The following is a 13,569-nucleotide window of genomic DNA, read 5'->3' as shown; positions in this document are numbered from 1 at the left end:
AGAAGACAGCATTTGCTGTCTTTTTTTTATGGAGAAAAAAGAGCATGATAAGATTTTTGCTGACAAAAGATTATTTTAATCGAAATAGTAAACTTCCTTTTCTCGAATAACATATAGAATACTTTCTTAATTTGAACTTATTATGTTACATCCACGATTGGAGGGAAGAACACAATTATATGAAAAAAATAAAGAAATACTCGAAATTCAAATCGTTAGTTTTAGCTTCTACATTATTTTCAACATTGCTTTCAGGAATACAACCCATTGAGTCCCATGCTTCAGGTCAGGTATGGAACTACGGGTATACAGGCGGAACACAAACCTTTAACCCACCTTACTCTGGAAAATACAAATTAGAAGTATGGGGTGCTCAAGGAGGAGGACGAGTTGACTATTCCAATGGAGGGAAGGGCGGTTACAGTTCGGGGGAAATTTTCCTTTCCCAAGGTGACACTTTATATATAAATGTTGGCTCACAAGGTGAAAACCTACGTTCATCAGGTTCCAGTTCTTATGTAAGAGGGGGCTTTAATGGAGGAGGAGAAGGTGATTATAACGGCTATCAAGAAGCGGGAGGTGGGGGAGGAGCTTCCGACATCCATAGCTTTTCTCAAAAACTCATTATAGCTGGCGGTGGCGGTGGTTCAGGTTGGAATGGTGCAGGTGGAGCAGGAGGAGGCATGAATGGTGTTAACGGACAGGGAGGTTATCCAGGTGCAGGAGGTTCGCAATCTAGTGGTGGAACGGCAGGACCAGATTATTGTTACCCACAAACATCCACATCAGGTTATTCAGGACAAGGAGGAAGGGGTGCTAGTGGAGGTTGCGGCGGCGGAGGTGGTGGCGGAGGTGGCGGTGGCTACTTCGGCGGAGGTGGCGGTGGAACCAGTGGCAACCAGTTAGGCTCAGGAGGGGGTGGAGGTTCTGGTTATATTGGAGGCGTTCAAAATGGACAAACCATTGATGGAAACCAATGGATTCCTTCTCCGAACGGGGAAAGTGAACTTGGACAGTCTGGAAACGGCTATGCAAGGATTACTTCTCTAAATACACCCCCAACTGTAAGTGTTTCATCTCCATCTGCTAATGGACAATATACGCAGGGAAACACTATTGTCATTTCTGGAAGCATTAATGACCCTGATGCTAGAGGCACGATGTCTGTTAAATATTCGATAGATAATGGTTCTCCTGTTACCATTTCCACGTTAACGGATACATCTTATAACCAAAACTTCAATACGACGTATACGATTCCTAGTAATCTATCGATTGGGAATCATAGCATCCAAGTATGGGGTGAAGACAATGAAGGGGGAGTTGGAAACAAACAAAATATCACTTTTAGTGTGATAGATAATGTCCCTCCTAATTTTTCTCTGGTACAAAGCAATGCTTCTCTTACCAATCAAAGTATAGCGATTACCGCATCCGCTTCAGATAATCAAGGAATTAGACGAATTCAAACACCTGATGGAAACTGGATATATAGCAATTCGGTAAATTATGTTGTTCCTCAAAACGGAACCTATCAATTTGTAGCGGAAGACTTGTCTGGAAACCAAACGGTTAAATCCGTTACTGTGGGGAATATTGATAAAAATCCACCATCATTAACACTCACGGCAGACCACACAGCTTGGGCAAATACGAACGTTGTAATAAACGTAACAGCAAGTGATGTTGGAAGTGGCGTAAAAAGAATAAAGCTACCAGATGGTTCATTGGTAAGCGCAAGCTCTTTGAGTTATACGGTTTCTGTAAACGGTACGTATACATTTATTGACGAAGACAATGTTGGGAACCAAACAACAAAATCGATTGTTATTAACAACATTGATACCACTCCGCCGTCTGCTCCTTCCATTTCAAACAACCAGAATTGGACGAGTACTTCTCCTGTTAGCGTAAATATAGTGGGAGGTGCAGATAGCCAATCAGGGGTTAACCGAACGGAATATAAATTGGAGGGTTCAACCAACGAAGGGTATATGACATACGCTCAACCATTTACCGTTGCGAATGAAGGGGAAACCAAAATCACAGCGAGAACGATTGATAATGTCGGAAATACGTCAAGTGAAGTTGTTTCTTATGTACGGATTGACAGAACTGCTCCAGTTAACACCAGTATTACGATTCAACTAAAACCATAGAACCAAAATTGATAAAGAAATGATTTGTAAGACTCTGCCAAACCAGCAGAGTCTTTTTTTTAACGAAATAATCAAGTATATATAATTCATATCCTATAGTCAATATAATAAACAAATTTTGGAATACAATGTAATATCGAAAGCTTTTCTCTAAAAGAAAGGAGGATGATGAATATGCGGAAAAAAATCGTAAAAAAACTCACCACACTTCTTACACTGACCTGCATTGTTGTTGGCAATCTAGCAATTCTTCCTGTTTTTCATCAGGATGCTTATGCCTACACCGCCGTAACAAAAACACAAACTATTTCATTCCCATCTAATTCCCAACAAAATAGAAGTCAAACCCTGACGATTCCAAATTTGAAAGAAGTAAAGAGTGTAACCGTAGATAATGGAAATGTGTCTTACTCAGTGAATGGAAACCAATTAACGCTCAATGTAAGCAACGGTTCGGGTTCAACCGTGCAAACAGGAGGCAGTTATTCACCTGCAGATACGAAATATGTGACAGGGCAAACCTCGGCTTATTATTGGGATTATCAAGGTTATTCAGGCTATCTTTCTTCTTATCTCTATAGTGGAAGCTATACGTCATACGACAGCAAATATATGACGGATACTTCTATTTCGTCTTCGAATAATTTTTCAAGTACGAAATATTACAACAGCGGAGGTTATTCAGGAACACTTTCAGCAAATGGAAATCCGTCTTCTACACTGATTAGCGGAAGTTATACGCCATTAGATATCAAATATATAATGGATACTTCTTATTCATCAGCAAAGTCTTTTGCCAACACCAAGGTATACAACAGTGGGGGCTATTCAGGAACACTTTCGGCAAACGGAAGTCCGACTGCTATCCTTCTTTCTGGAAGTTATACGCCTGCTGATACGAAGTGGGTATCGGGGCAAACCTCCACTTTTTATAATGCATACGGGTATACAGGAAATTTGTCCCAGTATATAGAAAGTGGTTCTGCCTCAAATGCCGATACCAAATATGTGACAGGGCAAGCTTCTGCTTACTACAGTGATTGGCAAGGGTATTCTGGTACGCTTTCCTCTTATGTGGAAAGTGGAAGTTATTCACAACCTACTTGTCAAAGCATCACGGTAACGTTGCATTCTATGTACGCTGATTATTTTGGTCGTGAATATTATGACGGTCAAATGGTAGCGAATAATGTTTATTGGCATTATGGGAGAGGATTTTTTTACACACAAAATGGACAAGAAACGAAACTATATCAACCACCAAGCGAACTTCCATTTTATGATTATGGTTGGAGAATGTGGGCTTTGTATATGTATGGAGACGTATGTTCACCAGCCGTTGATTCCCGTGTATGGAAATATCAAGGTTATGTCACAAAGCCCGCATCGGATACACGAGTGTACAAATATCAAGGCTATGTGACGAGACCCGCTTCTGATACACGAGTTTATTCTTATTCACAAAACTATAGCGGATATACTGTAAGACCCGAATCCGATACACGAGTGTATCAATACACAGAGTCGTATGGTGGAACGGTTGTCAGACCCGAATCCGACACACGGGTTTATCGCTATGCAGGCTATGTCACCAAACCAGCGGTTGATACTCGAACTTGGGAAACTCGTTATTCCTATCGTGTAACCGTTCAATATACAGACCCACCAAATCCACCTTCCATTAACTTTAATGTACCTGAAAATCAATGGTTAAATAAAAATGTGGTTGTAAATCTTGATAATTCTGGAAATATCGGAATTCCTGGGTCTCATGTGGAGTATTCCTTAACTGGTGCGGTAAATCAAGGATGGACAACTTACTATTCTTCTTTTTCCATTTCAACAGATGGAGTGACAACCATTAATGCCAGAGTTGTAAACAACGATGGAAGTATTTCTGATGTCATATCAAAAACGGTATGGATTGATAAATCAAATGCTTCTCTATCGTTATCAGCAAGCCCGTTGGGTTGGACAAATGCAGATGTAACCATAACTGCTTCGGCAGTGGATAATTTAAGCGGAGTGAAACGGATTCAATTACCAAATGGCTCCTGGGTAAGTGGAAACTCTGCATCCTATTCAGTTGGTGCAAATGGAACGTATACGTTTGTTGCCGAAGATAACGCAGGAAACCAAGCCACAAAGTCGATTACGGTAAGTAACATCGATTCGACTCCCCCAACTGCTCCTACGATTTCAAACAATACGAATTGGACAACCCAATCGTTCGTTCCTGTAAGTATTGTAGGGGGTAGTGATAGCCAATCAGGTGTCAATCATACCGAGTACAAGCTGGAAGGGGCGACAAACCAAGGGTATGTCACCTATTCTCAACCTTTTAACGTAACAAATCAGGGAGAGACGAAAATATCGGCAAGAACCATTGATAATGTCGGTAATGCGTCAAGTGAAGCCATATCTTATGTGAGGATTGACAGAAGTACTCCGAGTAATACATCCATAACGATACAGTTAAAACCGTAGTAAAAGATTGAGACTTTGACAATTAAGCGCAAAGTCTCTCTTGTATTCTGTAAAAGAATACATATAGTATAAAAATCATATGTTTGTAAAAGGAGGGAAAATTCTATTAAAAACAGATTTACAAAAAAAATAACGACAGCGATTGCTCTAGGATTAACCTTGGCAAACACTCTATTTACTTCTGCCTTTCCACAGGAGGCTTTTGCATCCACATCCGTTGTCAAAACGCAAAACATTTCCTTTCCGTCCAATACCCAACAAAATAGAAACCAAACGCTAAGGATTCCAAATCTTAAAAATGTGCAAAGCATCACATCCGATAATGGCAATGCTTCTTATTCGATAAACGGAAATCAATTAACGGTAAATGTCAGCAATGGCAATGGAACTGTGATTCAAACGGGAGGAAGTTACACACCATCTGATACCAAGTACGTCACAGGAAAAAGCTCTTCTTATTATGCTGATGGTCAAGGATATTGGGGTTATCTAACATCTTATCTTGTGAGCGGAAGCTACACACCAGGGGCTTCCAAATACGTGTCAGGTCAAAATTCTTCTTACTACAGTGATTGGCAAGGCTATTCGGGGTCACTATCATCTTACGTTTATAGTGGCAGTGACACGCCAGCAGGCGTGAAATGGGTAACAGGAATGAGTTCGGCTAATTATAGTGATTCTTATGGTTATAGTGGAACCTTATCTCAATATGTGGAAAGCGGAAGCTATACCCCTGCACAAACCAAATATGTAACGGGTCAAAGTTATTCTTACTATTATGACTACCAAGGCTATTCTGGATTGTTAACCCCTTATGTAGTTAGCGGAAGCCAAACTCCTGCTGATTCGAAGCAAGTTACCGATTCGAGAACAGGTAAGACAGGAACTTTACCTAGTTCGATTTCTTATAATTCGGGTGGCTATTCAGGAACGCTGTATCCAAGCGGGAGTGCTACCGTTATTAGCGGAAGCTATGAAAATGTTAGCACACAAGCTTTTGATGTTTACGGCGCACCAAATCAGAGAGCGCACAGACTTGCGGATGCGGGGTGTCCTTCTCAACTTTACGTTACGAGAAGCGATTATTATTATCATTATGCAGGATATATACCTGTTTCTGGTTATATGAATGATAGAGATTACGGAGGGATGGTTTGTACGTATGTTGGACGAATTCCTGCTCTTAATGCGGATACACGTGTTTGGCAACAATCATATTCAGGAACCGTAACGAAGCCTGCTTCGGATACCCGTGTATATAATTATGCAGGATATGTCACCAAGCCCGCCATAGACACACGAGTATACAGGTATCAAGGTTACGTATCAAGACCAGAAATTGACTCAAGAGTTTACCGTTATGCAGGTTATGTAAGTCAACCAGGCATCGATACTCGTGTTTGGAATTACCAAGGATATGTAACCAAACCTGCGGTTGACACTCGTACCTATGAAACCCGTTATGCGTACAATGTAACCATAAAATACGTTGTTTTCCCTAGCGAACCCAATGTGAGTTTAAATGTAGCAGATAATACTTGGGTTGGACAGGATGTTGTAGCGACGATTTCGAATGATGCAAGCGATAATAACACGGTTGAATACAAATTTTCAGGCGCAACCAACCAGGATTGGACAACCTATACGTCTCCCATTAGCGTTTCAAATGAGGGTATCACGAATTTATCCGCTAGAGCGGTGAATGCAGATGGTAGTATGTCCGACGAAGTAACCAAAACAATTAAGGTTGATAAATCGTTGCCGAATTTATCCATCACGCCAAGCACAACGAACTGGACAAATGGGAATATCAATTTAAGCATAAATGGTACAGATGCGTTTAGTGGTGTGAGTAAAATTCAACTTTGGAATGGCGGATGGGTGAATGCGTCTTCTGCAAGCTTTATCATTACTCAAAATGGAACATATGATTTTGCAGTATTCGATAATGTTGGGAACAAAGCCACAAAATCGATTACAGTCTCCAATATTGATAGAACCGCACCGACTTTAACCTTTACGCCTAATACAACCTCCTGGACGAATAGCAATGTTTCCATTGAGGTAAGCGCAAGTGACGATGCGAGTGGAGTCAAACAAATCAAAATGCCAAATGGCTCTTTGGTAAGTGGGAATTCGGCGTCATATGATGTTGGCTCAAATGGAACATATACCTTTATCGTGGTGGATAATGCGGGAAATCAAACCTCCAAATCCATTACGGTAAGCAACGTGGACACGACATCCCCAACGTCTCCATCCATTTCAAACAATACGAATTGGACAACCCAATCATCTGTACCCGTTAGTATTGTGGGAGGAACCGATAATCAATCGGGTATAAATCATACCGAATACAAAATAGAAGGCGCAACCAATCAAGGATACACGACCTATTTTCAACCTTTCAGTATTTTGAATGAAGGACAAACCAAGATTATAGCAAGAACCCTTGATAACGCAGGAAACGTATCAAGTGAAACGATTTCTTATGTACGAATTGATAGAAGTGCTCCAGTTAACACTAGTATTACGATTCAATTAAAACCATAGCGGACAAAAGGGCTTTGTATCCAATTACAAAACCCTTTTGTATGACCAATTTAACTCATACGAGTAAAACATCTGTATATAATATGAAAGGTTTTAGTAATAGGAGAGGAGCATCATTTATTTGAAATTGAAAAGAAAGCAACTAGCGTTAAAAATAATAAAAAAATATAGCCTATCATCTGTATTGGTAATCACATTATTTTTAGGCATTAAACCAATCGAATCTCATGCTTTAGAAAAAAGTTGGGACTTTTCGAATTCACAGGCTTACACTTTTACGGCTCCATACACTGGTGCGTATCAATTAGAAGTTTGGGGCGCACAAGGTGCTGGAAATTACTTAGGAAATGGTGGTCGTGGTGGTTATGCATCAGGTTCTATCAAATTGACTGCAGGACAAAATTTATTAGTAAGAATTGGCAGTACAGCTAATAATTATGGTGCAGGATTTAATGGGGGAGGAAGAGGAGGAACTGGCTATGGGAGTGATTTTGCTGGTTTTGGAGGGGGAGGAGCTACCGACATTTCCGATTCTGGAACGAGACTGATTGTTGCAGGGGGTGGCGGCGGCGGAAATGGTGGTGGAGACGGTGGTAGCTTATTTTCTGGTGGTATGTCAGGTTCTCAGGGTGGCGACGGCGGAGATGAAATTGAACATTGGGGTTACGGCGGAAATGGTGGTGGAGGCGGATATTATGGAGGGTCTGGTACAGAAGGAGCGTGGGGCGACTATCCTTCTGGTGCTCGTGGAGGAACCTCTTATATTGGAGGTGTCCAAAATGGGCAAATGATTAGTTCTCAGGCAATGTCTTCTCCTTCTGGTAGCGTTGAATATGGTCATTTAGGAAATGGATATGCCAGAATTACATTCTTAAATGCTTCTCCTGTTGTAACTATTTCCTCACCCTCTTCCAATGGACAATATAATCTTAGAAGCAACATGACTCTATCAGGAACCATTAACGACCCTGATACAAGGGGAACCATGTACGTTAAATATGCCATTGATAATGGTTCTACTGTAACAGTTTCTTCGCTAACAGACACCTCATATAATCAAAATTTTTACACCAATATTTTAATCGCAAATAATTTATCCATCGGGAACCATACGTTAAGTGTTTGGGGAGAAGATAGTGAAGGCGGGGTAGAAGCAAAGCACAATATTCCATTCACCGTTCGCCATAATATTGCTCCAATTTTAACGTTATCACAAAATATTTCAAGTTGGACAAACCAGGTCATTACCCTTACTGCGAGTACGATAAATAACGAAGAAATCAAGAGAATCCAGTTGCCAGATGGGAATTGGATTAGTGGCGGTTCGGCAACTTACACCATAAGCGCAAACGGAACATATTCGTTTGTTGCCGAAGACAATGAATCAAACCAAACAACAAAATCCATTATTGTAAGCAATATCGATACAAGTGCGCCAACTACACCTACGATTTCAAATAATGAAACTTGGACAAGCCAAGCATCTGTACCCGTCACTATCGGAAGTGGAAGCGATATCCAATCAGGAGTAAACCACACCGAATATAAATTGGATGGGGCAACTAACCAAGGTTATGTGACCTATTCTCAACCGTTCAGTGTTACGAATGAGGGCGAAACGAAAATAACAGCGAGAACCGTTGATAATGTAGGAAACGTATCAAGCGAAGCTGTATCTTACGTGCGGATTGATAGAAGTACGCCAACCAATACAAGTATTACGATTCAGTTAAAGCCTTAGTAAATGAGAGATTGCGTTTCATGTCAAAGTCTCTTTTTTAGTATCAATTAACGTTTGATATACAAATTATTATGAAACAAATGAGAATAGTTACCAAATGGTTCTTGGGTAATTGGTAGTTCTGAACCTTATGCGGTTGGTTCAAATCGAACCTATACAATTGACACTAATTTCAAAGGGTGATATATTAATTGCAAGAAAACTCCACTAAGGGGCGGCAATACTGATTGATTCAATACCCAATAAGGGACGGATTTTTTAAAAAAGGGAACGGAACCTAGGTCGTTTCCTTTTTTATTTGTAAAAAAACATTGATATCCGCGTTATATGCAGCAATTAGCAAAAAAGACGTACCCCAAAAGGTACATCTTTCTCCGTGTAGGCGTTGCCAGATATTAATGCGTAATTTGTTGCCGAAGATAATGTAGAAAACGTATCAAGCGAAGCTGTATCTTACGTGCGGATTGATAAAAGTCTCCTGTTAATTGAACATTACGATTCACCTGAAATGAAGCTATTCAACAGTGGAGAATAACTCCACTGTTTTTTTATGTGTAAAAATAGCTAGAACCAAAACGACATTGTTTCACCCAAAAGCCCGTGATAATGTTAGGTTAATAAATTTACTATAATCAATGATTGGAGGAGGGATATGGACTATCTATACGTTATCGTTGTAGCCATACTTGCTCAATTTTTATTAAATGTGGTGAGCACGAAAATCAAATATCCATACAGTTTGGTTTATAAAATTACTGCTATCATCGTTAACGCCACAGCATGGTCATTCACCTACCATAAGTTTGGGTTGACCCCTACATTTGCTGTCCTAGCTGTTGCTGAAACATTTCTCATTGCATCAAGCTTTATTGATTTAACGTACAAAGAGATACCTAATTCGTATAACTTAATTGTAGCGTTATTGGGTGGAGGTTTTATTTTCATTTACAAAGATTTTTACCAACAACTTCTATTAGGAGGCATTATCGCTTTCGTACTCTTCCTCGTCATTATGATGTTAACGGGCGCAATGGGTGGGGGAGATGTGAAGATGGCAGGAGCGGTTGGATTGTTTATGGGAACAGGCTTGATTATGAAATTCATCGTTTATTCTTTCTTTTCGGGAGCGATTATCGCCATATTGCTTCTGTTGTTCAAGAAGAAGAGAAAATCGGACTTCTTCCCGTTTGGACCTTGCATTGCGCTTTCTTCGATATATCTCTTCATTTTTCTTGTGTAAGTAAAAAAGGTAAGTGTTTAAACACTTTCATTCCAAGATAGCTCTTTATGAGCCATTGATTAGTATTTTCTATCAAACAGGTTACTTCTGTAAGAAGTTCATAAAACAGTTCAGACATCGTTCAGGTTTTTATATCAAAAAGGTCAAGCATTACGATATAAAAATTCAAAGATGGAGGACATAAATTTATGAATATTAATACTGTGAATAACCAAGTTAATCAACAAATTACATCGCAAAAGGTTTCTTCGGTAGTCCAATCCAAACAGCAGAAAGCCAACCAGGTTGTAAATCAGGCATATAGCGTATCCATTAGTGCACAAGCTTCTCAATTAGCCCAATCCATGCAATCGAATACTGCCCATGCAGTGACAAACAATGTGAATAATCCATCGGCTCCTGTAGTCAGTAGTGTCGTTAAAACATTGTCTTCAGGTGGAAAATTGAATCTTTCTCATATCGTACAGCAAGCTCTTCAAGCGTACCAGAAAGCAAAAGGTCATGGGCAATCCCCTGTAACCCAAACACCCACTCAAACACAAACACCAGGAGTAGGAGTAACAGCATCCATCACGACCCCCGCTTCGCCAACTTCGACTGTTCAACCGCCAACAAATGGTGTATCCGCTCCTGTTGGTCAACCTGTTTCAACGAGTGTTCCGACAACCGCTAAACCTCAACCCGCTTTGCCTGCAACTCCCACAACCGTAACAGCAGGAGGTTCTTTAAATACCAGTGGAGGTGCTTCGGTATCTATTTCAACGACACTTCCTGCATCAACTTTAAGCGGTACACAACCTGTAGCAACCCCATTCAATAAACTGCAGACCTTACTCTCCACAACACAAAAGGATTCCGCTAAAACGGATGGAAATTCTCGTAATTTGCTGTTACGTTTTCAGCAACCCGAAGTACAAAATCGTTCTTCAGCAAGATTCCTTGAAAATCTGGTTGTGAATCGAAAATTTGCAGATTCTGTGTTACAAAGCCAGATGAAAGAAGACCCAATGATTTCGTTAATGATGAAGTCGAGACCATCCATTCTACAAGTACCCCAACAAAATAATCAACAGAATGGGATTATTTCTTTGCTTCAAAAAACAAATCAAAATCATTCTGTAAGTTCTTTGTTTCCTAAATCCAATCCAAGTTTGCTTAATTTAGGCACGCAAGGCAAACAAACTGAAAACAAAGATTTCATTCCAAAAGAAGTCCTTCATGATGAAAAATTAACGCAGTCCATGATTAAAGAAGTGCAAAAGGAAATGAAAACCGCCTTTCAAATGGTTGTCAGTCAACAACAATTAGAAGAACAAAAAATGCTTTTAGCAAAACCGCAATTAGAACCGCCTAAACAAATATTGGATTTGAAGAAGGCTTCATAATTTTTTACAAGCTAACGATAAAAGGCACATAGTTTTTACTATGTGTTTTTTCTTTGTTTAAATTGAATATAAATAAATGAATTTAATTGACTTTAGTCAAATTTAATTCTAAAATTGACTGAAGAAAATACCTGTAAATGGTGTAAGCAAATAGATAGTAGATAGGAAAAGGGGAGAACAATGAAAAAACGGTTACATACCATCGTAAAATCTATCGGAGAATATTGGTTCATCTTGTGCATTTGTCTCATGCTTATCGGTTCCACGATACTTTCAACAGGTTTTTTTGTCATGCATCACAATCCACCGACGGTTATCACCTACAACCAGTTTCTAAAAAAGGTAGATGACAAACAAATTAAAGGTGTATCGATTGATTTTAGTGCGCCTACTTTTGTCAGCGTCGATAAAGCAGATAATGAGTATATTACAGATAATCCTCGAACATCGGATTTCAAAATGTTCCTTCTTAAACACGATGTGACCGTTTCGGAAGCCATTTCTTCTCCATTCTGGTCATTTTTGCAGAACATACTTGGTTTAGTCGTCATAGGGCTTATCTTTTATTTCATTTCTATATCGGGTAAACGCAATGGTGGAGACACCCAATTTCAAAACAAAATTCTTCAGTCTCGTACACATGAAGTAAAGAAGGCTCCATCCGTAACCTTTAATGATATTGCAGGAAATGAATCCGTTAAGAAAGATGTTCAATTTATCATTGATTTCTTACAAAATCCTGCCAAGTATCAAGAGATGGGGGCAAGGATGCCAAAAGGTGTCATCTTTTATGGACCTCCTGGGACGGGAAAGACCCTTTGTGCAAAGGCAGTAGCAGGAGAAGCAGGCGTTCCGTTCTTCTCCATTTCAGGTTCCGATTTTGTGGAAATGTATGTGGGTGTAGGCGCACGCCGTGTGCGTGACTTGTTTGCCGAAGCTCGTAAGAAAGCTCCTTGTATCATTTTTATTGATGAAATTGATGCAGTTGGTAAACGTAGAGGGATAGATAACAACACGGAAAAAGACCAGACCATAAATGCCTTGCTCACTCAATTAGATGGTTTTTCTTCTACAGAAGGTATTGTGGTCATTGGAGCCACAAACCGAGTGGAAATCCTAGATGAAGCCCTTGTTCGTCCAGGTCGATTCGATAAACATATCGCCATCCCACTTCCTGAATATAAGGAACGTGTGGAGATATTGAAACTTCACTCTAAAAATAAATCGTTACGAAAAGATGTGGATATCGAGAAGTGGGCAAAGTTAACGATAGGCTTTTCAGGAGCAGGACTGGAAACATTGATGAATGAAAGTGCCATAATTGCAGTTAGTAAAGGAAAGTTCTTTATCGAGGACGATGATATCGATGATGCTTATTATAAAGTGGTCATGCGTGGGGATAAAAAGTCCATTAAGGACGTGAAAGAAGAACAATTAAAATTAGTCGCATGGCATGAAGCGGGACATGCGTTGGTTGCCAAGCTTTTAACGAAGAAAAGCGTTCCGAAAGTTACCATCATCCCATCTACTTCTGGTGCAGGTGGCGTTACCTTTATTATTCCCGATAAGGCAGGACTCCACACGAAAAAAGAGTTGATTAACGATGTCAAAGTGAGTTATGCAGGACGTATTGCTGAATATCTACTTACCAACGATGAATCATCGATTACAACGGGAGCAAGTCAGGATATTAAACAAGCCACGAACCTTATCATGGCGATGATTAAAGAGTTCGGGATGAACGATGAATTTGGCATGTTGTATATGGAAAACTTAGATAAGTCAACCGAAGGCGATATTTTAAAAGAAGCCAAGACTCTTTCTAAGAAGATTTACGAAGAAACGTTTAGGTTGATGAAAGAAAACAAACTGTTGCTAAAGTCCATAGCGGATGCTTTGCTAGAAAAAGAAACCATCGATGAAGAGGAATTAAATCAACTGGTCGTTCCACACCTATTACTTAAGGGGTAGAGAAAATCTCTACCTCTTTTTTGTAGAGAAATT

7 protein-coding genes are annotated in these 13,569 nt (G+C 39.8%); all 7 read left to right on the top strand.

The genetic code is table 11. From position 1 onward, the window contains the following. Positions 1 to 179: 179 nt before the first annotated feature. The 7 genes from PP175_RS26940 to PP175_RS26910 all read left to right on the top strand — a co-directional run bounded on the left by PP175_RS26940 (position 180) and on the right by PP175_RS26910 (position 13,536). Positions 180 to 2,159: a glycine rich domain-containing protein gene (locus tag PP175_RS26940; RefSeq protein WP_272444170.1), complete on the top strand. Its 1,980-nt coding sequence runs from the start codon at positions 180 to 182 to the stop codon at positions 2,157 to 2,159. A gap of 174 nt (positions 2,160 to 2,333) precedes the next feature. Continuing rightward, complete coding sequence (locus PP175_RS26935; protein WP_272444169.1) at positions 2,334 to 4,646, top strand: OmpL47-type beta-barrel domain-containing protein; 2,313 nt, start codon at positions 2,334 to 2,336, stop codon at positions 4,644 to 4,646. A 159-nt stretch (positions 4,647 to 4,805) separates the two neighbouring features. Continuing rightward, positions 4,806 to 7,199 carry an OmpL47-type beta-barrel domain-containing protein gene (locus tag PP175_RS26930; protein ID WP_272444168.1) on the top strand — a complete coding sequence of 798 codons (2,394 nt, stop codon included), beginning with the start codon at positions 4,806 to 4,808 and terminating at the stop codon, positions 7,197 to 7,199. Between the two features lie 121 nt (positions 7,200 to 7,320). Further along, complete coding sequence (locus tag PP175_RS26925; protein WP_272444167.1) at positions 7,321 to 8,940, top strand: glycine rich domain-containing protein; 1,620 nt, start codon at positions 7,321 to 7,323, stop codon at positions 8,938 to 8,940. A 652-nt stretch (positions 8,941 to 9,592) separates the two neighbouring features. Beyond that, entirely contained in the window at positions 9,593 to 10,180 is a 588-nt protein-coding gene (locus tag PP175_RS26920) for a prepilin peptidase (RefSeq protein ID WP_272444166.1), read from the top strand. 188 nt (positions 10,181 to 10,368) lie between these two features. Further along, entirely contained in the window at positions 10,369 to 11,565 is a 1,197-nt protein-coding gene (locus PP175_RS26915; protein WP_272444165.1) for a hypothetical protein, read from the top strand. 180 nt (positions 11,566 to 11,745) lie between these two features. Further along, complete coding sequence (locus PP175_RS26910; RefSeq protein ID WP_272444164.1) at positions 11,746 to 13,536, top strand: ATP-dependent metallopeptidase FtsH/Yme1/Tma family protein; 1,791 nt, start codon at positions 11,746 to 11,748, stop codon at positions 13,534 to 13,536. The last annotated feature ends 33 nt before the right edge of the window (positions 13,537 to 13,569 follow it).

It is taken from the genome of Aneurinibacillus sp. Ricciae_BoGa-3, from assembly GCF_028421645.1.
Lineage (GTDB): Bacteria > Bacillota > Bacilli > Aneurinibacillales > Aneurinibacillaceae > Aneurinibacillus_B.
The sequence above is the reverse complement of the archived record's forward strand: the minus strand, read 5'-3'. Positions and strand labels throughout refer to the sequence as shown.